The sequence below is a fragment of the Candidatus Eisenbacteria bacterium genome (assembly GCA_005893275.1).
Lineage (GTDB): Bacteria > Eisenbacteria > RBG-16-71-46 > SZUA-252 > SZUA-252 > WS-7.
In genome coordinates this window covers 1-22,551 of sequence record VBOW01000039.1, presented here as the reverse complement: position 1 = coordinate 22,551, position 22,551 = coordinate 1, and the positions used below count along the sequence as shown (strand labels likewise).

At 67.2% G+C, this 22,551-nt stretch carries 17 protein-coding genes; all 17 read left to right on the top strand.

Going from position 1 to position 22,551, the window contains the following annotated elements:
- Nucleotides 1–26: 26 nt before the first annotated feature.
- Nucleotides 27–1,160, top strand: a complete 1,134-nt coding sequence (locus E6K76_08510) for a methionine adenosyltransferase (protein TMQ58205.1) — start codon at nucleotides 27–29, stop codon at nucleotides 1,158–1,160.
- A gap of 13 nt (nucleotides 1,161–1,173) precedes the next feature.
- Entirely contained in the window at nucleotides 1,174–2,436 is a 1,263-nt protein-coding gene (locus E6K76_08505; GenBank protein ID TMQ58222.1) for an adenosylhomocysteinase, read from the top strand.
- A gap of 8 nt (nucleotides 2,437–2,444) precedes the next feature.
- On the top strand, nucleotides 2,445–4,769 hold the full coding sequence (locus E6K76_08500; protein ID TMQ58204.1) for a DNA translocase FtsK: 2,325 nt from the start codon (nucleotides 2,445–2,447) through the stop codon (nucleotides 4,767–4,769).
- Nucleotides 4,766–6,166 (top strand): 30S ribosomal protein S12 methylthiotransferase RimO, encoded by a 1,401-nt coding sequence (gene rimO, locus E6K76_08495; GenBank protein TMQ58203.1) that lies wholly within the window; start codon nucleotides 4,766–4,768, stop codon nucleotides 6,164–6,166. The genes E6K76_08500 and rimO overlap by 4 nt, the downstream gene beginning before the upstream one ends.
- Nucleotides 6,163–6,852: a hypothetical protein gene (locus tag E6K76_08490; protein TMQ58202.1), complete on the top strand. Its 690-nt coding sequence runs from the start codon at nucleotides 6,163–6,165 to the stop codon at nucleotides 6,850–6,852. Before rimO ends, E6K76_08490 begins: the two co-directional genes overlap by 4 nt.
- A 58-nt stretch (nucleotides 6,853–6,910) precedes the next feature.
- Nucleotides 6,911–7,636, top strand: coding sequence for a tetratricopeptide repeat protein (locus tag E6K76_08485; protein ID TMQ58201.1), 726 nt, complete (start codon nucleotides 6,911–6,913; stop codon nucleotides 7,634–7,636).
- The gene (gene bamD / locus E6K76_08480) at nucleotides 7,633–8,388 is read left to right on the top strand and encodes an outer membrane protein assembly factor BamD (protein TMQ58200.1); all 756 of its coding nucleotides are present in this window, start codon (nucleotides 7,633–7,635) and stop codon (nucleotides 8,386–8,388) included. The genes E6K76_08485 and bamD overlap by 4 nt, the downstream gene beginning before the upstream one ends.
- Nucleotides 8,385–8,981, top strand: a complete 597-nt coding sequence (gene nadD, locus E6K76_08475; protein TMQ58199.1) for a nicotinate (nicotinamide) nucleotide adenylyltransferase — start codon at nucleotides 8,385–8,387, stop codon at nucleotides 8,979–8,981. The genes bamD and nadD overlap by 4 nt, the downstream gene beginning before the upstream one ends.
- Nucleotides 8,947–11,769, top strand: coding sequence for a DNA polymerase I (gene polA / locus E6K76_08470; GenBank protein ID TMQ58198.1), 2,823 nt, complete (start codon nucleotides 8,947–8,949; stop codon nucleotides 11,767–11,769). The genes nadD and polA overlap by 35 nt, the downstream gene beginning before the upstream one ends.
- 74 nt (nucleotides 11,770–11,843) lie before the next feature.
- On the top strand, nucleotides 11,844–12,452 hold the full coding sequence (coaE, locus tag E6K76_08465; protein TMQ58197.1) for a dephospho-CoA kinase: 609 nt from the start codon (nucleotides 11,844–11,846) through the stop codon (nucleotides 12,450–12,452).
- Nucleotides 12,453–12,477: 25 nt separating this feature from the next.
- Nucleotides 12,478–13,582 (top strand): peptide chain release factor 2 gene (locus tag E6K76_08460; protein TMQ58196.1). Its coding sequence is split into 2 segments (ribosomal slippage): nucleotides 12,478–12,549 and nucleotides 12,551–13,582, totalling 1,104 coding nucleotides; the frame shifts between segments, so codons are not numbered across the junction.
- The gene (locus E6K76_08455) at nucleotides 13,579–14,964 is read left to right on the top strand and encodes a phosphomannomutase/phosphoglucomutase (GenBank protein TMQ58195.1); all 1,386 of its coding nucleotides are present in this window, start codon (nucleotides 13,579–13,581) and stop codon (nucleotides 14,962–14,964) included. The genes E6K76_08460 and E6K76_08455 overlap by 4 nt, the downstream gene beginning before the upstream one ends.
- An 84-nt stretch (nucleotides 14,965–15,048) precedes the next feature.
- A complete protein-coding gene (locus E6K76_08450; protein ID TMQ58194.1) occupies nucleotides 15,049–17,790 on the top strand; it encodes a hypothetical protein in 2,742 nt (913 codons plus the stop codon).
- Nucleotides 17,762–19,732, top strand: coding sequence for a hypothetical protein (locus E6K76_08445; protein TMQ58193.1), 1,971 nt, complete (start codon nucleotides 17,762–17,764; stop codon nucleotides 19,730–19,732). Before E6K76_08450 ends, E6K76_08445 begins: the two co-directional genes overlap by 29 nt.
- Before the next feature lie 18 nt (nucleotides 19,733–19,750).
- Nucleotides 19,751–20,314 carry a DUF4912 domain-containing protein gene (locus E6K76_08440; protein ID TMQ58192.1) on the top strand — a complete coding sequence of 188 codons (564 nt, stop codon included), beginning with the start codon at nucleotides 19,751–19,753 and terminating at the stop codon, nucleotides 20,312–20,314.
- 13 nt (nucleotides 20,315–20,327) lie between these two features.
- Nucleotides 20,328–21,911 carry a DUF1957 domain-containing protein gene (locus E6K76_08435; protein TMQ58191.1) on the top strand — a complete coding sequence of 528 codons (1,584 nt, stop codon included), beginning with the start codon at nucleotides 20,328–20,330 and terminating at the stop codon, nucleotides 21,909–21,911.
- Between the two features lie 70 nt (nucleotides 21,912–21,981).
- On the top strand, nucleotides 21,982–22,551 hold a 570-nt coding region (locus E6K76_08430), incomplete at its 3' end, for a hypothetical protein (GenBank protein ID TMQ58190.1).

Genomic DNA, 22,551 nt, shown 5'->3' with positions numbered 1-22,551 from the left:
AAAGGAGCCCGACGACGCAGAGAGGGATGGCGTTTACTTCCGAGTCCGTGACGGAAGGGCATCCCGACAAGGTCGCGGATCAGATTTCGGACGCCATCCTGGACGCGATCCTGGCGCAGGACCCAACCGGTCGTGTTGCCTGCGAGACGCTGGTGACGACGGGGCTCGCGCTCGTGGCGGGTGAGATCACGACCAAGTGCTACGTGGACATCCCGCGGGTCGTGCGGGACACGATCCGGGATATCGGCTACGACAATCCGACGTACGGATTCGACTACGAGACCTGCTCCGTGCTGACCTGCATCGACGAGCAGTCGAAGGACATCGCGCTGGGGGTCGATCGCGCCGGCGCGGGAGATCAGGGCCTCATGTTCGGCTACGCGGTCCGGGAGACACCCGAGCTCATGCCGCTTCCGATCCGCCTCGCCCATTCCCTGACCCGAGCGCTGGCCCAAGCGCGCCGGTCAGGCACCTTTCCGGAGCTGCGCCCCGATGGAAAATCCCAGGTGACCGTCGAGTACGTGGACGGAAAGCCGCGCCGCGTCAGCACCGTGGTCCTATCGACCCAGCACGCGGAGATGCCCGAGGCCGAGTACAAGCGCTTCACGGACCGCCTGATCTCCGACGTGATCCGCCCGGTGCTGCCGCGCGAGATGATCGACGGGGAGCCGGTCTATTTCGTCAATCCAACCGGCCGCTTCGTGCTGGGGGGACCGCGCGCCGATACCGGGCTCACGGGCCGCAAGATCATCGTCGACACCTACGGCGGATTCGGGGGCCACGGCGGGGGATCCTTCAGCGGCAAGGACCCTTCGAAGGTGGATCGCTCCGGTTCCTACGCCGCGCGCCATGTCGCGAAGAACGTCGTGGGCGCGGGGCTCGCGGACCGCTGCACCGTCCAGGTGGCGTACGCGATCGGGGTCGAGCAGCCGGTCTCCATCATGGTGGATTCCCACGGGACCGGAAAGGTGCCCGATTCGAGGCTCGAGGAGCTGGTGCGACGCCACTTTGATCTGAGGCCGGCCGCGATCATCCAAAACCTCGATCTACGGAAACCGATGTATCGGAAGACAGCCGCCTATGGACATTTCGGACGCGAGAACGAAGGCTTCCGCTGGGAGCTGCTCGACCGCGTGGAGGATTTGAAGCGTGACGCCTAGCGGAACGGCAACGATGAACGCCCAGGGACACGTTCGCGACCCCAAGCTCGCGGAGCCGGGAATGAGCCGGATCGAGTGGGCGGAGCGCGAGATGCCGGTGCTCCGGCAGATTCGCGCCCGATTCGAGCGGGAGCGTCCGCTCCAGGGGAAACGGATCGCGGCCTGCCTCCACGTGACCACGGAGACGGCGAATCTCATGCTCACGCTGAAGGCGGGCGGGGCGGAAATCGCGCTCTGCGCCTCCAATCCGCTCTCCACCCAGGATGAGGTCGCGGCGGCGCTGGCGTACCGCCACGGCATCGCGACGTTCGCGATCAAGGGGGAAGACTCCGAAACGTACTACAGCCACATCGGCGCCGCGATCGATTGGAAACCCGAATTCACGATGGATGACGGCGCCGACCTCGTCACCGTGCTGCATACCAAGCGGAGCGATCAGATCGGGCACGTCATCGGGGGGACCGAGGAGACGACGACCGGTGTGATCCGCCTCCGAAGCATGGCCCGTGAGGGAGCGCTCCGGTATCCGATCCTCGCGGTGAACGACGCGAAGACGAAGCACCTCTTCGACAATCGGTACGGGACCGGCCAGAGCACGATCGACGGCGTCCTGCGCGCCACGAACCGGCTTCTCGCGGGATCCACGTTCGTCGTGCTGGGCTACGGCTGGTGCGGCCGTGGTGTGGCGTCGCGCGCGCGCGGCATGGGGGCGCACGTCCTCGTGACCGAGGTGGATCCTCTGCCCGCGCTCGAAGCGGTCATGGACGGGTTCCAGGTGATGCCCGCGCCGGCGGCGGTCCGGCTCGGGGATGTGTTCGTCACCGTCACAGGCAACATCCACGTGCTCGGGCTCGAGCATTTCCGAGCCATGAAAGACGGCGCGATCGTAGCGAATTCCGGACACTTCAATGTGGAGCTGGATTTGGATTCCCTGCGGAAGGAGGCGAAAGCCGCCCGCGTCGTGAGGCCCTTTGTGGAAGAGTTCACGCTTCCGAACGGGAAGCGGATCTTCGTTCTCGGCGAGGGCCGGCTCATCAACCTCGCCGCGGCCGAGGGACATCCCGCCGCGGTGATGGACATGAGCTTCGCGAACCAAGCTCTGGGCATCGAGTACTTGCTCACACACGCGCGCGAACTCAAGCCGAACGTCTATCCGATTCCCAAGGCGCTCGACCAGGAGATCGCCCGCCTCAAACTGGAAGCGCTCGGCGTCCACATCGATACCCTCACTCCCGAGCAGAGCGCCTACCTCGCTTCCTGGCAACAGGGGACCTAAGCAGCGCCATGTGGCTCCTGGGCCGGCTCTCGGTCCGGCGGAAGTTCCAGATCCTCGGACTCTGCCTCCTTTCGATCGGGGCGTTCTTCGCGCTCGCGCTCGTCACGCGCGATGCGCGCGATCAAACCACGGAGCTTCTCGGGACCGGCGCGGTCCGTAACCAGGGGGGGGTGCTTGGGGCCCTCCTCTCGGGGAGCTTCGTGTCGAAGCTCGGGATCGTGGGCGCCTGGGCGGTTCCGCTCGCCCTGGTCGCATGGGGATGGAACCGGCTCCGGTTGAAGCCGGCCCTCGAGCCGGGCATCCGAACCATCCTGGGCGCGATCGGGCTCCTCTTCCTTCTCGGATTCCTCCATCTCCTCACGTCGGGCGACCGCGCTCTCTCCGGGGCCGTGGGGGAATTCGTCGGGCTCGCGGCCGCGCGGCTCCTGGGAAAGATCGGGGGGGAGCTGGCGCTGGGGACGGGGCTCGTGGTGATCGGCGTGATCGGGTTCGAGATCGGCTCCTCGCAGCGAGTGCGCCAGGCGATCCAAGGAGCGCTCGGGGCTCTGGTCGCGCCGTTCCGGCGAACGAGGCTCCAAGGAACGCTGCGGGGCGAGTCGATGGACCCGGAGTCCTCGGAATCCGCTCCGCCTCTTTCCCCGGCGCGGGGGCGGAAGTCCGCCGCGCTGGAGGAGGAGGAGCTTGCGTCCGCCTGGAGATCGGGGCGGGAAAAGCAGCGCCCGCCGTCGGGTCCTCGGATCGTCTCCCGCCGTGAAGCGGAGGGGCGCGCGGAGCCCCTGAGCATTCCGTTTCCGCCCCAGGCGCCGAGGACCGCCGGCGCCCGCGGCCAAGCCGCCGGGGCGGGCGGGGAGGCAGGGCTCAAGCTCGGCCCCGTCGCCGTCCCCGAGGCGAAGCTTCCTTCCATCGAGCTTCTCGACCGGCACGAGACGACTCGACAGGCGGTGCATAAGGAAGAGCTGCTGGAGCTGTCGCGCGTCCTCGAGCGGACCCTCGCCGATTTCGACGTCGAGGGGAAGGTATCCGAGGTGCACCCCGGGCCGGTCATTACTCTCTTCGAGTACGAGCCCGCACCCGGGGTCAAGGTCAATCAGATCATGAACCGCCAGGACGATCTCGCGCTCGCGCTCAAGGCGCAGAGGATCCGGATCGTGGCGCCGATTCCCGGGAAAGCCGCGGTGGGGGTTGAAATCCCGAATCGCGTCAAGGCCACGGTGTCCCTCCGCGAGATCATTTCCTCCGCGCCGTTTCAAGACACGGCGGATGCCCTTCCGCTCGCGCTGGGCAAGGATGTGGCCGGCGCTCCCTTCACCACCTCGCTCGAACGGATGCCGCATCTCTTGATCGCGGGCGCGACCGGGTCGGGGAAGAGCGTCTGCATCAACACGCTCATCATGAGCCTTCTCTACACGCGGACCCCCGCGGAGCTCCGATTCATCCTCATCGACCCGAAGATGCTCGAGCTGACGCCTTTCAACGGGATTCCGCATCTCAGGATGCCGGTCGTGACGGATCCCAAGAAAGCCGCGCAAGCGCTCCGCTTCTGCGTGAAGGAAATGGAGCGCCGCTACCAGATGCTCGCGCGGCACGGGGCACGCAACATCGAGGCCTATAACCGGCTCGGTCTCGACCCGTCGCAGGTCGAGGAGCCTAGGCTCCCGTACATCGTCCTGGTGGTGGACGAGCTGGCCGACCTGATGGCCCTCCTTCCGACCGAGATCGAGGAGCCGATCGGACGCCTCGCGCAGATGGCGCGAGCGGTCGGCATCCACTTGATTCTGGCGACCCAGCGCCCCTCGGTGGACGTGATCACGGGAATGATCAAGGCCAACTTTCCGTCTCGGATCGCGTTTCAGGTCGCAAGCCGCACCGATTCGCGCGTGATCCTCGATATGAACGGCGCCGAGAGCCTCCTGGGGCACGGCGACTGCCTGTACCTCCCCGCCGGGAAACCGGAGCCCTATCGGATCCACGGTGCCTTCGTATCCGGCGAGGAGATCGAGCGCGTTGTGGAATTCCTGAAGAGTCAGGGGCGGCCCGTCGAGGCGGACGACTCGGCCCTCGAGCAGGTGCGCGTTTCGGAATCGGACGCGGACGATGAGCTCTACGACGAGGCGATGCGCCTGGTAGTGCTCCACCAGCAGGCTTCGACCTCCATGCTGCAGCGCCGGCTCAAGGTCGGCTACTCGCGCGCGGCGCGTCTCCTCGACCTGCTCGAAGAGCGCGGCGTCGTGGGGCCCTCCGAGGGTGCGAAGGGGCGCGAGGTGCTCGTCACGGAACGGGAGCTCGCCGACCGCGCGCACGAGCCTCCTCCGGGCGTCGGGACGAACGCATGATCGCGCCGGTCTCGATCCGGGACCCGGGCGCCCCGGCCGCGCCCGGGGCGGGCGCGCGCGTCGCGCTCGTCACCTTGGGCTGCGCCAAGAACCTCGTCGACTCGGAGATCATGGCGGGCCTCATGTCGCGCGCGGGATTCGCGACGGTCCCGGAGGTCGGGGACGCCGATCTTGCCGTCGTCAACACCTGCGCTTTCATCGGGCCTTCGCAACGGGAATCGATCGACCGAATCCTGGAAATGGCGGCCCTGAAACGGGAAGGAAAGCTCAAGGGGATTGTGGTCGCGGGCTGTCTCGCGCAGCGCTTTCAAGCGGAGCTGTTGCGCGAGATCCCCGAGGTGGACGCGGTCGTCGGCACGGGGCAGGTGGACGCGATCGTCCGCGTCATGAACCGCGTGTTGCGTTCCCGGGAGCAGCGGATCCTCGAGGTCGGACCGCCGGGAACCGCGGTCGATCTCGCGGCGCACCGCGCGGTCTCGACGCCGCGGCATCTCGCCTACCTTCGCGTCGCTGACGGGTGCGATTTCCGCTGCACCTTTTGCATCATCCCGAAGCTCCGGGGGGATTTGAGGAGCCGTCCCCTGGAATCGGTGGTCGAGGAAGCCCGCCGGCTGGCGGAAGCGGGGGCCAAGGAGCTGCTCCTGATCGCACAGGATTCCACCTCGTACGGCGCGGACCTCTACGGCGAGGCTCGGCTCCCGCAGCTCCTCCGGGCGCTCGCCTCGATCGACGGCGTCGAATGGATCCGGGTGCACTACACTCACCCTAAGACCTGGAGCGAAGCCCTGATCCGGGTGTTTGAAGAAGAGGCGAAGGTGTGCAGGTACGTGGACATTCCCCTGCAACACGTTACGGATCCGATGCTGCGCAGGATGCGTCGGGAGGTGCGCCGGGCCGACATGGAGCGGCTGATCGAAACTCTGCGGAGCCGTCTCCCGGGCGTCGCGATCCGGACGCATTTCATCGTGGGTTTTCCGGGCGAGACGGAGGAGGATTTCGCCGAGCTGCTCGATTACGTCCGCCGGGCCGAGCTCGACCACGTGGGATGCTTCGCCTACTCCCGCGAGGACGGCACGCCCGCCGGACGGATGAAGGAACAGGTTCCGGAGCGCCTGAAGCTTTCGCGCCGCCGGACGCTCATGGCGGCGCAGCGGAAGGTCGCGGAATCGGTGTGGGGTGGATGGGTCGGGCGCACGGTCCCGGTCCGTGTCGACGGTGCGGTGCCGGGGCGCGCGGGCGTCTGGCTCGGACGCGTGGAGCAGCAGGGCTACGAGGTGGATGGTGTCACCTACGTGCGCGCCCCGTCGGGCGCGCGGGGGCCGCGGGCGGGTGACCTCGTGAGAGTCCGAATCGGGCGGGCTCGGCACTACGATTTGGACGGGGAGATGGTCGCGTGAGAGGTCGGCCATGGATTCCGGTCGGATTGGCGCTTCTTTTCTCCGCGTGGGGCGCCGCCCGCGCGGATGCCGAGGGCGTCATGCCCAAGACCCACGGAGCGATGCTCGATTCGGTGGCTCGGATGGTGGCCGCCGACCTGCTCCGCGGCGCGGAGATTCCGCCGGCACGCGCCGTCCGCATCGTCACGCCGCTTCCCGGGGACACGCTGGGATTTCTCGCCCAGCGCCTCCTGGAGCGGCTCCGGGAGGGGGGCACGGAAGTGCGGCTCGTGTCATCACGCGCCGCCGCGGATCTGGAGCTGGGGCTCGAGGACCCGCCGATCCGGGCCCACGCCGACTCGACCGATCTCCAACTGAACCTTCAAGTCGGGAGCGCGGGCGTTTCCTATGTGCGCGCCATTCGGAAGTTTCCCTTCGGCGTTCGCGGTTACGAAAGACTCGCCTCCATGCGGGTGGGTGCCAGCCTCGTGGATCTTTCGACGCGGGAGGTGCTGTGGGCGAAATCGGCCTCCGCCCAGGCGATCGACGAGGTGCGGAAGAGCGACCTTTCCTACGCGCAAAGCGGTTCGGGGGGGCTCAGTCCGGCACCGCCGCGCGCCGGAGGGGGAACTCGCCTCCTCGAGCCTCTGATCGTCGTGGGGGTCGTGACCGGACTCGTGGTTCTCTTCTACTCGAACCGAAATTGAGAGGGCGGCGGGAGCGGATTCAGGGACGGGCATTGGGCTCAGTTCAGGGGGGAGCGGGATGAGCATCGCGGCCAAACGGCACATGCTGCTCGGCAGGGACTATTTCGAACGCGGATTCTATCAGGACGCGATCCGCGAGCTTCTCGAGGCGGTGAAGCTCAATCCGAGTTTTCCCGATCTCCACAATCAACTCGGCCTCGCGCTCAGCATGAACGGGGACCGGAGGGAAGCCGCCGAGGAGTTTCGCAGGGCGCTCGAGCTCAACCCCAATTACGTGGAGGCGCGGCTCAACCTGGCCATTGTGTTCAACGAGATGGGCCAATACGACGACGCGCTGCGCGAGTTCAACGTGGAACGCGTCCGCGACCACGAGCAGGAAAATCTCTCGCCCGAGGTGCGCTCGTATTTGGCCGAGTCGCACATGATGCTCGGCGACACCTACCGCAACGTCGGCGTGCTCGTGGACGCCTCTCAGGAATACCGCAAGGCGCTCAAGCTCTCGCCCCAGTATCTGGACATCAAGAACAAGCTCGGCGCCACCTATTGTGAGATGGGACTCCTTCAGGACGCCGAAGCGGAGCTGGAGGATGCCCTCGCGCAGAACCCTCGCTACATCTCCGCTCGCGTGACGCTGGGGGTCGTGCTCTTGCGATCCGGGCGAAAAATGCGTGCTCGTGAGGAGTGGGAGAAGTGTCTCGTGCTCGATCCGGACGATATTCGGGCGCGGGCCTACCTGGAAATGCTCGAGCGTGAAGCCTCCTCCGAGGGATCGCGCGCCCGATGAAGGGGCGGATTGCGCTCATCCTCGTCGTCTGCGCGGCGTGGGGCTGCGGCGGCTCCCTCAAGGAGCAGCGGCGCGAAGGGGTCGCCAATTTCGACGCGGCCAAGGCGTCGTTCGACCGCGGCAACTACCTGGACGCGATCCCGGATTTCAAGGCCTTCATCGAGCAATTCCCGGGGACCGATCGAACCGACGACGCGCTCTACTACCTGGGGGAGAGCTACATCCACGAAAAGGATTACGCGCTCGCGTCCGCGCAGTTCGATCGGCTTCTTCGCGATTTCCCGACCTCTCCCTTCCAAGCCGACGCGCTCTTCGAGCTGGCCCGATGCGATGATCTGCAGAGCCGTCCCGCCCCGCTCGATCAGACCGAGACCGAACGTGCGTTGACCCGGTACAACCAGTTCGCCGACCAGTATCCCAGCCACGCCCGAATCACGGAGGCTCGCGCGCGGATCCAAGCGCTCCGCGATCGGCTCGCGGAAAAACGCCTCCGGACCGCCCGGCTCTATTTCAAGCTGCGACAGGACGCGGCCGCGGCGATCTATCTCCGGCGCCTGCTCTCGGACTATCCCGACTCGAAGTGGACCGCGGAGGCTTCGCTGCTGCTCGCCAAGGTGCTTGCCAGGCAGGGGAAGAAGGTCGAGGCGGTCCAGACGTTGAAGAAGCTCATCGCCTCGGGCCCGGACGGGGAATTGCGCCGGAAAGCGGACGAGGCTCTGCGCTCCCTCCAGGCGTCCGAGGCGCCCCGATGAGTCGCGTCGGCGTCTTCGGCGGCACCTTCGACCCGGTCCACAACGGGCACCTCATCATGGCGCAGGAGGCGGTGGTGCGCTTGAAGCTCGACCGGCTCCTTTTCGTGGCGGCGAACCGGCCGTCGCACAAACGCGCACCGGGTCTCGCGGACGTCGAGCATCGGATCGCGATGCTCCGCCTCGCCGTCCGCGGAAACCGCCGCTTCGAGGTTTCCCGGATCGAGGCGGATCGCGGCGGGTTCTCCTACACGGTGAGCACGCTGGAGAGGCTCACACGCTCCACGCGGGGCGATCTTTTCTTCGTGATGGGGCAGGACAGCCTCGAGGAGTTCTCCCGGTGGCGGGAGCCCGAGCGAATCCTCGAGCTGGCGCGCCTCGTGGTCGTCCCTCGGGGGGATCGCGACATGCCCTCGCTTCCGCCTTCGATTCGGAGGCGGGTCGTCTATGTGAAGCCTCCTCGAATTGGTATCTGTTCCACGGAGATCCGGCGCCGGTTGAAACGCGGCCTTCCGGTTCGCTACTGGACGCCCGACCTCGTTCTTCACTACATGGCCCGCCATGGCCTCTACGGCACCGGGAATCGACGGCGGTAAGCAGCTCCTCCTTGTCGACGGGTCGGCGCTCCTGTACCGGTCACACTTCGCCTTCGCCAGGAACCCGCTCCGGAACTCGAAGGGCGAGATCACGAGCGCGGCCTTCGCGTTTCTCAACACCCTGATTCCGCTTCTGGACGAGCGCCGTCCGGACCATGTCGCCGTGGTGTTCGACACCGCGGCCCCCACGTTCCGCCATCGTGAGTACGCCGCGTACAAGGCCCACCGGCCCCCGATGCCTGAAGACCTTGCGGGGCAGATCCCGAAGATCCGAGAGCTCGTGCGACTCTTGGGCGTGCCGATCGTGGAGCAGGAGGGGGTGGAGGCCGACGACCTGGTTGGAACGCTTGCGGTCGAGGCGGCGAGGGCCGGCGCCCAAGTATGGATTCTCACCGGGGACAAGGATTTCTATCAGATCGTGTCGGACCGCATCCGGCTCCTCAGCCCGCGCGGCCGCGGCGAATCGGTCGAGACGATCGACCGGGCGGGTGTGCGCGCCCGCTTCGGAGTGGATCCGGAGCAGATGATCGACCTGCTGGCCCTCATGGGGGACACGTCGGACAACGTCCCGGGCGTGCCCGGGGTCGGTGAGAAGACCGCGGCGCAGCTCATCGAGACCCACGGCTCCCTGGATGAGCTATACCGTTCGATCGACCGCGTCCCCCGCGCCGGACTGCGCGAAAAGATCCGCGCCAACGAAGGGAAGGCGCGGCTTTCCCGGAAGCTCGTCACGATCCGGACGGACCTTCCGCTGGATCTCCACTGGGACGAGCTCGAGCGTGCGCCGTCCGAGCTCCCGGAGCTGGTGCGCGTGCTCGAGGAGCTGGGGTTTCGCGCGCTCCAGAAACGATTCGCCGCGGAGCTGAACGCAACCGAGCCGGCCGACTCGACGGAGCCGGCGGAGCCGGCCGAGCTGTTCCCGGAGTACGTGTCTTCTCCGGAGCCGACGCCGCCGGCCGTTTCGGTCAAGGCGCCCGACCGTCCGCCGCTCGGGGACTACCGCGTGGTACGCACGCCCGAGGCGCTCTCCTCGCTCGCTTGCGCGCTCGCCGACGCCCGGGACTACGTCGCGTTCGACACCGAGACCACGAGACTGAATCCGCTCGAAGCCGAACTCGTGGGAATCTCCGTCGCGCTCGAGCCCGGCCGCGCGTTTTACCTCCCGGTCGGCCACGAGGGAGGCGGAAATCTCGACCCTGCCCGGGTCCGGGAGGCGCTCCGGCCGTTTTTCGCGGATCCATCGAAGAAGCGGGTCGCGCAGAACGCGAAGTTCGACTGGCACGTGCTCCACCGTTTCGGCATCCCGGTGCATGATGTCGCGCTCGACACGATGCTCGCCGCCTATCTCATCGACCCCGACCAGCCGAAGAACATCGATTACCTCGCGCGGACTCGTCTCGGAGTGGAGAAGATCCCGACCCAATCCTTGATTGGAGTGGGGCGAGACCAGATCACGATGGCCGCGGTGGAGATCGATCGCATCGCGGAATACTGCTGCGAGGATTCGGACGTTTGCCTGAGGCTGACCCCGCTTCTCCTGCAAGAGCTGGATCGTTCGGGCACCCTGTCGCTCTGCCGCGACGTGGAGATGCCGCTCGTGGGGGTGCTGGTGCGGATGGAACGCGCGGGCGTGAAGATCGACGTCCCGATCTTGAACGCGATGTCCCGGGACCTGGGCGAGCGGTGCGTGAAGCTCGAAGCCGAGATTCAGGAGGCGGCGGGGGTTCCGTTCAACGTGAACTCACCGCGCCAAGTCGCGGAAATTCTGTTCGAGCGTCTCCAGCTTCCGAGGGGGCGGCGCACGAAGGACGGCTACTCCACCGATGTCGAGGTGCTGGAGACCCTGGCCGCTCTCCATCCCCTGCCGGGCCTCCTGCTTCAGCACCGGCAACTCCAAAAACTCAAGAGCACCTACCTCGACGCGCTCCCCAGGCTCGTGAACCCCGAAACCGGACGCGTTCACGCGACGTTCCATCAGACGGTCGCATCGACCGGACGGCTGAGCGCGAGCGATCCCAGCCTCCAGAACATTCCCATCCGCTCCGAGGAGGGGCGCGCGATCCGACGTGCGTTCATCGCCGAAGGGGATCGCGGGATGCTCGCGTCCTTCGACTATTCCCAGATCGAGCTTCGGCTCATGGCGCATCTTTCGGGAGACCCGGTTCTCGCGGAGGCGTTCCGCTCGGGCGGCGACGTGCATCGCACGACCGCGGCCCGGCTCTTCGGAGTGGCGCCGGAGGAGGTCACATCGGCCCAGCGCGCCCAGGCGAAGATCGTGAACTTCGGCGTGCTCTACGGTATGGGCCCGGCGCGGCTCGCACGCGAGCTCGACCTCTCGCGCGCCCTGGCGTCGGCGTTCATCGAGGAGTATCGGCGCACTCTGTCGGGTGTGGCCCACTATCTGGACGAGATGCTCGAGCTCGCCCGGAAGAGGGGCTACGTCGAGACCATCTTGAAGAGGCGCCGTCCGCTCTCGGCGCTCGCCGAGGACGGCGCCCGACGGGCGGAGGCCGAGCGCGCGGCCGTCAACGCCCCGATCCAGGGTTCCGCGGCGGATCTCATCAAGGTCGCCATGGTCCGAATCGACGCGCTGCTGCGCGAGCGACCCGAGATGAAGTCCCGGCTCATCCTCCAAGTGCACGACGAGCTTCTCTTCGAGACGAACGAAGAGGAATTCGAGCGGTTGAAGACTCTCGTCACGGACGTCATGGAGCACGCGATCCCACTCCGCGTTCCGCTCCAGGTTCATGTCGGTCGCGGAAAGACTTGGGCCGACGCGCACGCGTGAGGGCTCGAGCGGCCGGTTCCTTTGTGCGTCTAAATCGCTTGACCCCGGTTCCTCCACGTCGATAGCTTGAGGAGATGCTCCGCATCGGGGTGACCGGTCTCATGGCCTCGGGTAAGACCGACGTCGCGAGGCGGTTTCGGGAGATGGGCGCGCGCCTGGTCGAGGGAGACGCGCTGGGCTGGGAGGTTCTCCGAGAGCCCGCGGTGCGCGACCGCATCCGAGCTCGATTCGGCCCGTCGGTTCTCGCGCCCGATGGAAGCGTGGACCGGCGCTCGCTGGGGCGGCTCGTTTTTCGCGACGAAGCCGCGCTGAGCGGCCTCAACGGCGCGGTGCAGCCCGTGCTGGAGCGCCGAGTCCGCGAGGCGCTGGAAACCGCGAAGGGAGAAGGCGTCCTCGTGCTGGACGCGGCGCTTCTCGGGGTATGGGGGCTCGAGCCGGAGCTGGACGGCGTCGTCTTTGTCTCCGCCCCCGTGGAGATCCGCGTGGCTCGGCTCTCCGGCTCGAAGGGCTTTACGAAGGAGGAGGCCCGGGAGCGGATCGAGGGACAGAAGCTTCCTCCCGTGCGCGGCGCGAGAAGACTGTGGCATATCGAGAATACGGGCACCCGGGCGGACCTCTTGAAGCGCGCGGACGAGATCTGGGGCGAAATCGAGCGGCTTCGAACGGAGCCCGGGAGCGGATAGAATCACTAGGGGAGGGTGTGACCCGATGGACTTGTTGACCACGCGAAAGAGGCTCGAAGACGGACGCCAAATCCTGGCGGAGCTCCGGAGCTATCTTTGACGTCGAACAGCGCGAACGGCGTGCCGGGGAGCTCGAGGCCAAGATGGCCGCGCCTGAGTTCTGGAGCGACCCCGAGGCTGCCCAGAAAATCGTGTCCGAGCTCAAGGCACTGCGGCGCATCTACGAGCCCTACCGGGAGCTGGAGCGTGAGGTCAAGGATGCCGAAGGTCTGATCGCGCTCGTCGAGCAGGAACCGGACGAGTCGCTCGCCGACGAGCTCGAGCGCCAGTCGAAGATGCTTCTCCCCAAGATCCAAGCGCTCGAGCTGCAGAGCCTCCTCTCCGAGGAGAGCGACGCGCACGGCGCGATCGTGACCATTCACCCGGGCGCGGGGGGGACCGAGTCGCAGGATTGGGCCCAAATGCTCTTCCGTATGTACACCCGCTACCTGGAGCGGAAGGGATTTCCGTCCCAGGTGCTCGATCTCCAAGCCGGTGAAGAGGCGGGCATCAAGGACGCCACCGTCGAGGTGGACGCGCCTTTCGGCTACGGCTACCTCAAAGCGGAGCGCGGCGTCCATCGGCTGGTCCGGATCTCCCCCTACGACGCGAATCACCGCCGGCATACTTCCTTTGCCTCGGTGTTCGTCTATCCGCTGGCCGAGGGGAATGGCGACCTGGAAGTTCCCGAGGGCGAACTTCGCATCGACACGTTCCGCGCCAGCGGCGCCGGAGGTCAGCACGTCAACAAGACGGAGTCGGCTGTGCGAATCACGCACGTTCCGACCGGAATCGCCGTGCAGTGCCAGAACGAGCGCTCGCAGCACAGGAACCGCGACGCGGCGATGAAGATCCTCAAGGCGCGCCTCTACTCCCTCAAGATCGAGGAGGATCGGAAGAAGAGGGAAGTGCTCACGGGAGGCAAGAAGGACATCGCCTGGGGGAGCCAGATCCGCTCCTACGTCTTTCATCCCTATACGCTGGTCAAAGATCACCGCACCGACCTCGAGGTTCGCGACGTCCAGCGCGTCATGGACGGGGACTTGGATCCCTTCATCGACGCCTACCTGAGACTGAAGGAGCCCAAGTGAGCCCAGCCAATCCGCAGATTTTCCGCGAGTACGATATCCGCGGGGTTGCCGAGCGCGACCTGACGGACGAAGTCGTCCGGTCCATCGGCGCCGCGTTCGCGCAGAGGATGAGCGACGCGGGCAAGAAGGTGATCGCAGTGGGTCGCGATGTGAGGCTCTCCTCGCCGCGAATCCGCGCCGCGCTGGTCGAGGGGCTGTGCGATCAGGGCGCGCGGGTGATCGATGTGGGACAGGTGCCCACGCCGGCGCTCTACTTTGCGATCCTCCACCTCGAGGCGGACGGCGGCGTGATGGTGACCGGCAGCCACAATCCGATCGAATACAACGGGCTCAAGCTCTCCGACGGGATTTCCTCGCTGCACGGCCTGGAGATTCAGGATCTGCGCGACCGAGCCCATTCCGCCGGCGTGCTTCCCAAGCGCGGAACGGTCGAAGAGGTCTCCGTGGATGAGGAATACCTTCGCAGCCTCACGTCCCGCATTTCGCTTCAGCGGCCGCTCCGGGTCGTCGTGGATCCGGGAAACGGCGCCGCGAGCGTCCTGGGGCCGGAGTTTCTCCGCGCGGTCGGATGCGAGGTCGACGCGATCTTCGCGGAGCCGGACGGCCGATTCCCAAATCATCTGCCCGACCCCACGGTGCCGTCGTTGATGCGCTCGTTACAAGATCGGGTCCAGGAGACCGGCGCCGATCTGGGGATCGGGTTCGACGGAGACGCGGATCGCATCGGCGCGGTGGACGAGAAGGGGCGGCTTCTCTACGGGGATCAGCTGCTCGGCCTGTACGCCGCGGACGTCCTCGCCTCACGGCCCGGGGCCCCGATCATCTTCGAGGTGAAATGCTCCCAGGGTCTCGTGGAGTGGGTGCGCCTGAAGGGGGGAGAGCCGGTGATGTGGAAGGCGGGGCACTCGCTCATCAAAGCGAAGATGCGCGAGACCAAAGCGCCTCTGGGGGGAGAGATGTCGGGGCACATGTTTTTCGCCGACGAGTTCTATGGGTACGACGACGCGCTCTACGCGGCGGGGAGGCTGCTCCGCATCGTGGCGTCGGGGCGGGCGCGGCTCTCCGCGCGAGTGGACGAGCTGCCGCAGTCGCGCTACGTATCGACGCCGGAGCTGCGCCTGGACTGTACGGACGAGCGCAAATTTGGTATTGTAGATGCGGTCCGCGAGCACTTCGCGGCCCGGTACGACGTCATCGACGTGGATGGGGTAAGGGTCCAGTTCGGTGACGGTTGGGGCCTGATCCGGGCATCGAACACGCAGCCCGTCCTCGTGGCGCGCTTCGAGGCAAAAAGCAAGGAGCGGCTTCAGGCGATCGCGCGCGAAGTGTATGACGTGCTCGCCGCGTTTCCCGAGGTGACGGTCCCCGCGCTTCAAGTCTGAGCGCCGCGCCTCGCATCGCGCCGGAAGGAAAGCGAATCCTTGGCGTCCCAGCCCGGCCGCGGCGCGTCACTCTCGAGACCCTACTTGTTCCGACGCATGAGGCGCATAGGCGCCGTCGCCGTACTCCTCCTCGTTTCCTCCACCCTCGCCCCGCTTCCGGCCCGGGCTCAAGACGAGCTGCTGATCAACGATGATCGGCTGCCCCGGGCCCAATTTGGGCCTCGGCTCGCGCTCGGCGCGACGGGAGCGCTCGTGATTGTATGGTCCGACGGGCGAAACGGCACCGCCTTCGCCGACTATGACATCTACGCCATGACCATCCGCGATCCGCAGGCGTTGGGCTCCACCGTGAATCGTCGGATCAATGACGACGTTGCCGGCGCGTTGCAGGGTTTGCCCGACATCGCCTCGAGCCCGTCGGGAACGATTTTCTGCGTCTGGGAGGACAGCCGCGCGGGGAACCAGGACGTCTTCGGGACCGCGATGGACTCGCTGGGATTCAGAACCACGCCCAATCTCCGGATCAACGACGACGCCGGCTTCAACGAGCAGAGAAACCCTCGAATCGCCGCGGTGGGCTCGGATCGATATCTCATCGTCTGGGGAGATCAACGAACGGGACAGTCGGACATCTACGGTTCCTACCGAAACGTGAACGGCGCGCCCCTCGGGCCCAACTTCATCATCTCGCCCGATCCGGTGCCGGGGGGTGGGAGCTTTCAGGGCGAGCCGGCAATCGCCACCAACAGGAGCGGCCTGACCCTGGTGGTCTGGCTGGACGGAAGGGAGGGCGGGACCGTTTTCGGAGCGACCTTCGATATCTACGGGCAATGGATCGATTCCGCGGGAAGCCTGATCGGAGGGAATTTCAAGATCAATTCCACGAGCACCAACCAACAGGACGCGTCTCCGGCCGTGGTCGCGGATCCGACCCAGGGGTTCGTCGTCGCGTGGATCGATCGAAGGCTCGGTACATCGACCGACCCGGGCGATGTGTACGCTCAGCGATTCGGTTCCGATCGATCGCTCATTGGAACGAACGTGCGCGTCAACGACGACCCGCTCGGGCGGGATCAGAAGAACGTCCGGGGGGCGGCTGGCCCGGACGGAGCGTACCTGTTCTGGGAGGATCTGCGCGATGCGTTCGGTCTCGATTCCAACGTCGAGTCGGCCCGCGTCCCGTACGACAGCTCGGCGCCGGGCGTCAATTTCCGCGTCAATGCGAGCACGCCCGGAAGACAAGGGACCCCGAGCGCCGTCTGGGACGGCCGGGATGCGTTCCTCGCGGCATGGGAGGACTCCCGGAACGGCGCCCCCGATATCTACGCCATTTCCTACCTCCCGAGCGGCTTAAGGCGCGGCTTCGACACGCAGCTGAACGACGACGCCGCCTCGAACGACCAGTGGCGTCCCCGCTTGGGTCGTGGCTTCGGACGATACTTTCTCACGTGGATCGACCGGCGAAACGGATCGAACGACCTCTTCGGACAATGGGTGGACGCAGACGGCGGACGCCAGGGCACGAATGTCCTCCTCTATAACGACACGGGAGTCACTCGCCCGGTCGCGAGCAACGCCGCGGTGTCTTCGGGCGGCTCGGCCCTCGCCGCGGCCCAGGTGACGCGGGACTCGGACGCGGGGGAGATTCGGGGCTTCCTCTTCTCGGCGCCGGGGAACGGCCCCACCGCGACCTTTTGGATCAGCGACTCTCTTCAAAGCTCGCAGGCCAACCCCGTGATCGCGACCCGCGCCGGCGAGTTCGCGGTTGCCTGGATCGACTCGCGGGAGGCGGCCCCGAAAATCTACGGTCAGCGGATTTCCCCGACGGGGGCGCGTCTCGGGGAGAACCATGCGCTGCTCCCCGTGGAACCCGCCGATCCGCCTTTCGATCTCGACCTCGCTTCCGATGAGCTCGGGGGGGGCTATTGGCTCCTCTACGCGGAAGGCGCGTCGGCGGACCAGAGGCTTTGGATCGCGCATCTCGATTCCTTCCTCGATTCGGACCGGGTCCCGGTCGAGGTGGGGTCGGGGTTGCCGGGCCCCAAGCAGGATCCGAGGCTCGCGGTGTCCACCGACGGGCACCTGGAAATCGTCTGGCAAGGGCTGGGCGCATCCGGGCTGGGAGCCGTATACCAACTGGCGTTGACGTCGGGTCTTGTACCCCTCGGTCCGGTGCTGGAGATCGGGGACCCCGCCTATTCGGGCGCGCGGACTCAGCCCGCCATCGTCGCCCTCGATTCACGATCCGTGGTGACGTGGCAGGAGAAGCGGGACGGAAACTGGAGCATTTGGATGCGCGTGCTCCAGGGCGGCGTGAATCCGATCACCGGTTCGGTTCGTGTCGACGAGGATCCCGGCCAAGGGGATCAGCTCGATCCGGCGGCCGGAATGGATGCCGCGGGGCACGCGATCTTCGTCTGGGCGGATACGCGCTCGGCTTCGAGCGGCTCGGACATCCTCGCGCGGGTGATCGGATTGGCGCCGACCTCGGTCGACAGTCTCCCCGGGCCTACGCCCGAGCCGCCTCCGGCGCCTCCGAGCAGGATGCGGGTCGGGCCGGCGAGGCCGAATCCATTTTCGGGAGGGCTCAGCATCCCGGTGGAGGTGCCCGTCTCGCCGGGGGGGGCGCGGGTCCGGGTTCTGGTATTCGACGCGCGCGGCGCCCTCGTCACCCGGCTGTATGATGGAGACGCTCCCGGCGGGAGAATCCTCCTGCGCTGGAGCGGTTTGGATTCACGGGGGCGCGGGGTCGCGAGCGGCGTCTATTGGTTCATCGCGGAATCGGGAGGGGAGCGCCATGCGGTGCGTCTCGTGCGGCTGCGTTAGGCACGCCATCGCCGCCGTGCTTCTGGGGGCGCTCGCCGGCGGATCCCTGACGGGGCCGGCGCGCGCGGCCGAAGCCCAGGGATGGGATGCGGCCTCCTCGCTCGCTTCCTCGCCCGAGCCGCCAGGACTCCGCCTGGTTTGGAACGAAAGCACGAGCGATCCCGCCGCGGCCCTCGATCGGCTCGAACGGGCGGGGTTCGACGTCGCGGTCGCCCTGCCCCCTCACGCGTACTACGTGCGCCGCGAGGGGCCCGGCCGGGCGTTCCTGCCCGCGGGGTTCTCGTTCCAGGATGGGGAACGCGCGGCGTCGCTGCGGGCGATGACCGGGCCCTCGGGCGCTCCGGAGCAGCTCATCCAGGCTCCGGGCGGCATGGATCCCGATCCTTTCCAGGGGAGGGAGGATGCGCTCCCTCCGGTTTCTCCGGCCTCGCGGGTATCGGCCGCGCTTCGCGCCAGAGCTCCTCGGGCGGCGGGGCTCCAGGGTCTCCCTTTCGGGGCGCGTTGGACCGACACGAGCGAGTTCATGATCGGCAGGGTCGCGGTCTCGATTCTTTTCCCGGAGAGCGACGGCACGACCGATCCCAACCGGTATGACTGGACCCCCGCGCTCCGAGACTCGGTCGTTCGCTCCGCCGTGCGGGGGCTCGCGAAGTGGAGCGTCTTCGCCGCGCAGCGACAGATCGCGCTCAGCTTCGCGATCGAGGTGCACACCGGACTCGCCACCCGCTACGAGCCGATCGACCGCACGGTCGCCGAAGAGGACAACTGGATCCAGGACGTGCTGACCGGATTCACCGGTTACCGGAGCGACGCCGTGACCCTCGAGTACGACGTTGCGAACGCGGCGCGGTCGCGGCTCGGCGCCCAGTGGGGCGCGCTGATCTTCGCCGTGCAGAACGACACCGATCCGGACGGAGCCTTCGCGGACGGGTTCATTTCCCACGCGCGCCTCGGCGGGCCGTTCTTCGTCACTCCCGTCAACAATCTGAACACGAGGAGCGCGCCCCTCGACTACTACATCGAACACGAGATGGCCCACATCTTCTGGGCCCTGGACGAGCACTTTCCTTCGAACGGGTGGTGGTCGTGCCAGCTCACGACCGGATATTTGAACCAGCCCAACTCCAATTCCGTGGTGCCGGCGCCCGGCTACTGCGGCTACCGGCGGGGCTGCCTCATGTACGCGAATCAGCCGGACAGCCTCTGCGATTTCACGCAGCGGCAGATCGGCTGGGCGGACCGGGACGGGAACGGGGTCCCCGATCTCATCGAAACCCGCCCCGCCGTTTTTCCCGATTCCGACCAATACCGCGCGGTGGCCGGCTCGCCGATCACGCTGCGCGGCCGGGCGCTCGAGCTCGCGCTCCCCAATCAGAACCCGTACCATTACTTCGCGGGCGACACGATCTCGATCGCGAGCATCGATTCTGTGATCTACCGCGTGGACGGCGGCCCTCCCGGCCGGGCTGCGCCCCTGGACGGCGCTTTCGATTCGGGCCGCGAATCGGTCACCGTGACTCTTCCCGCGCTCCCACCGGGCGACTATTCCGTGGAGTGGGAAGCCTGGAATTCGAACGGCTTGAGAAGCGCGGAAAACCCCGTCACCTTCGTTTCGCTTCGGGCGCCGTCGACCCCGGCGGGGGCGGGCGGGGGAGCGTCGGCGTCGCGCGGGCTCTCGCTTCGTCTCGGCCCAACGCCGAGCCCCGGGCCGGTGCGCTTCACGCTCGCGGCGCCCCCGGGGAGCAGAGGGTGGGGCCGTATCCACGACGTTCGCGGGCGTGAGCTGGCGCGGTGGCGCATCGAGATACCCTCGTCGGGCACGGCCGACTGGCGCTGGGAGGGCCGAGTTGCCGGTGGCGCGGCGCTGCCCAGCGGCCTATATTTTGTTTCGATCGAAGTGGGCGGCGCCACGCTGAACCGCCGCCTCGTGATTTCACGCTAACCGGGGTTTGCGCCTTTCATGAGCTCCTTCGACCGTCTCGCTCCCGCACAGCCCGCGGTCGGGGGGCCGCCTCTCTCGACGCTCCGCGGCCGCCGTTACGGGGAGGACCGCCTCTACCTCCTCGTCCGTGATCCCCGCTCTGTCCTCGCGGTCTGGGAGCTGACCGCCGGGCTCCACGCCCGGGCGCAGGGAATCGCGCGGGACCACAAGAGCCCGCTGCGGTATCAAATTCGGATCGAACGCCGTGAGCAGGAGCGAGCGCCTGGCGCGGTCTTGACGAGCGTGGAGCTTCCCGATGCGCTGGGCGGAGAGCGCTGGTATGTGAAGCTGCCGCGGGCCGGCGGGCAATGCCGCGCTCTCTTGGGTCTCGCCCTCCACGATGCCTTCGAGGTGCTGCTTCGCTCCTCGTGGGTTCCGGTCCCCCCGGACGGCCCGTGCGCCGAAGAGGGGGAGTGGAGCTTGACGCCCGAGGCGCGGGCCTGGCTCCTCGAGCGCTCGCGCGCGGAGGGCGGTCCCGGCGGCGGTCCGAGCTCCGCCGCCCGCTATCTCGCGCCTCCGCCTCCCGGAAAGCCTCGTCCCTGATCGGGGTCGCTCGATGACACGGGGTTACCTGTGCATTCTTCTTCACGCGCATCTCCCCTACGTGCGCCATCCGGAATTCGAGGACTCCCTGGAAGAGCGGTGGCTCTTCGAGGCGCTCACCGAAACCTATCTTCCGCTTCTCGCCATGCTCGAGGAGCGCGCGCAACGCGGGGCGCGCGGCCGAATCACGATTTCGCTCTCCCCGACGCTCCTCGCGATGTTCGAGGACCCGCTCCTTCGCAAGCGCTACGCCTTTCGCCTCGGCCGCCTTCTCGAGCTCGCGGAGCGGGAAGTCGCCCGGACCCGCCACGATCCTCGGTTTCATGCGCTCGCGATCCACTACCGGGATCGCTTCCGCGCCGGGCTGAGCCAGTTCGAGGAGCGATACCGGCGGGACGTCATCTCGGCGTTCCGCGCGCTCTTCGATGCAGGGGCCGTCCGGCTCATCACGTGCGGCGCGACCCACGGATTCCTGCCGCTCATGAGCCTCGGCGCGCCGTCGTGGCGCGCCCAGATCGGCGCGGCGGTGCGGGAATTCGAGCGCCATCTCGGGCGCCGGCCCGAAGGAATCTGGCTTCCCGAGTGCGGGTACTCGCCCGGCGTGGAATCGGTGCTCGCGGAGTTCGGGATCCGCTTCTTCGTCGTGGACACGCACGGGATCCTTCACGCCTGCCCGCGCCCGCTTCCCGGCACCTACGCTCCGTTTCGCACCGAGGCCCGTGTACTGGCGCTTGGGCGGGACGCCGATTCCTCCAGGCAGGTGTGGAGCGCGACCGAGGGTTATCCAGGGGATGCGTCCTACCGCGAGTACTATCGCGACCAGGGGTTCGACCTTCCGATGGAGGAGGTCCGCGAGTTCCTGCCCTCGGGCGGAACGCGGACGCACCTTGGTCTCAAGTATTACCGCATCACCGATCGACGGAGCGACCATCGCGAGCCTTACGAGCCGGGGCGCGCCAGGGCGCGCGCCCGCGAGCACGCGGCTCACTTCGTGCGCGAGCGCTCCGTCCAGGCCCAGGCGGTCGCGGACGGGATCGGACAGCCCGCGCTCCTCCTCGCGCCGTACGACGCGGAGCTGATGGGGCATTGGTGGTACGAGGGGCCCGAGTGGCTGGGGCACGTGCTGGACGAAGCGGCCGGAGCGGCTTCCAAGATCCAAGCGGTGGATCCGATGGAGGCGGTGGGAGCCCTTCCGCGCGCGACCGAGGGCCGGCTCCACCCCTCGAGCTGGGGAGAAGGAGGGTACTCGGCGGTATGGCTCGACCCTTCGAACGACTGGATCTACCGCCACCTGAACCATGCCGCCGAAACGATGCAGTCGTTGGCGCGGGCGGGGGATCGGGGGGATTCTCTGGTGAGGCGGGCGCTGGTCCAAGCGGGCCGGGAGCTCTTGCTCGCGCAGGCGAGCGACTGGGCCTTCATCATGCGGACCGGCACGTTGGTTCCCTACGCCGTTCGACGGACCGAGCTTCACCTGTCGCGGTTCGAGCGCCTCGCGGGCGGCCTCAAGGCGAATCGGATCGACCCGGCCGAACTGGCGGAGCTGGAAGAGCTTGATCCAATCTTCCCGGGGCTCGATCCAGGGCTTTTCGCTTGACAGTGCTCGTTATCGAAACGTAGGCTACGGATCGTTCCCCCCTAAGGTCCGCTTGATCCGAGGAATACATATGCCCCGACGCAGCGCGATTCGTGCTGGGATTCTTTTTGCCATCCTGCCTTGGTTCGCCATCTCTTGCGGCACGAAGACGGCCACCCAGCCGGGGCTCCCCCAGTCGATTACCGCGGTACCCGCCCCCGAGCAGTACCTCACGTCGGCCCAACAGGAGGCGCGCGAGCTTCTCGTGGACGGCCGCCCGACTCCGATCGAATGGAACATATGCGGCGCGCCGACCTTCGTGCTCATGCACGGGGAAGGCGGCGCGGGCGATTTCTATCTCGCCGTCCGGAGCCTTTGGACTTCCGATCGTTTCGGCGCCCCTGCGGCCTTCTACCTCCTCCTCCAGTGGCCCGATATTTCCGCCAGCGTGCTCGAACGTCCCGTGGTCAACGATTCGGTGGATATTCTCGACGATCTGGGGAACCTTCTGGTGGATTGCCGCGCGCAGTACGACAGTTTGGGCAACGTCGTCCGGCCCGGGAATGACGTGCTCGTCCGCCCCACGTCCTGGCACCGCTCGAGCATCGAAGAGGATCAGGTCGTGGTGGAGATTTTCTCCGACTCGCTCGGTTCCTTTCCG

What these genes read in the sequence shown, in the direction of transcription:
- E6K76_08510 (TMQ58205.1), top strand. Translation starts at nt 27, where the DNA reads ATGGCGTTTACTTCCGAGTCCGTGACGGAAGGGCATCCCGACAAGGTC.
- E6K76_08505 (TMQ58222.1), top strand. Translation starts at nt 1,174, where the DNA reads ATGAACGCCCAGGGACACGTTCGCGACCCCAAGCTCGCGGAGCCGGGA.
- E6K76_08500 (TMQ58204.1), top strand. Translation starts at nt 2,445, where the DNA reads ATGTGGCTCCTGGGCCGGCTCTCGGTCCGGCGGAAGTTCCAGATCCTC.
- rimO (TMQ58203.1), top strand. Translation starts at nt 4,766, where the DNA reads ATGATCGCGCCGGTCTCGATCCGGGACCCGGGCGCCCCGGCCGCGCCC.
- E6K76_08485 (TMQ58201.1), top strand. Translation starts at nt 6,911, where the DNA reads ATGAGCATCGCGGCCAAACGGCACATGCTGCTCGGCAGGGACTATTTC.
- bamD (TMQ58200.1), top strand. Translation starts at nt 7,633, where the DNA reads ATGAAGGGGCGGATTGCGCTCATCCTCGTCGTCTGCGCGGCGTGGGGC.
- nadD (TMQ58199.1), top strand. Translation starts at nt 8,385, where the DNA reads ATGAGTCGCGTCGGCGTCTTCGGCGGCACCTTCGACCCGGTCCACAAC.
- polA (TMQ58198.1), top strand. Translation starts at nt 8,947, where the DNA reads ATGGCCTCTACGGCACCGGGAATCGACGGCGGTAAGCAGCTCCTCCTT.
- coaE (TMQ58197.1), top strand. Translation starts at nt 11,844, where the DNA reads ATGCTCCGCATCGGGGTGACCGGTCTCATGGCCTCGGGTAAGACCGAC.
- E6K76_08445 (TMQ58193.1), top strand. Translation starts at nt 17,762, where the DNA reads ATGCGGTGCGTCTCGTGCGGCTGCGTTAGGCACGCCATCGCCGCCGTG.
- E6K76_08440 (TMQ58192.1), top strand. Translation starts at nt 19,751, where the DNA reads ATGAGCTCCTTCGACCGTCTCGCTCCCGCACAGCCCGCGGTCGGGGGG.
- E6K76_08435 (TMQ58191.1), top strand. Translation starts at nt 20,328, where the DNA reads ATGACACGGGGTTACCTGTGCATTCTTCTTCACGCGCATCTCCCCTAC.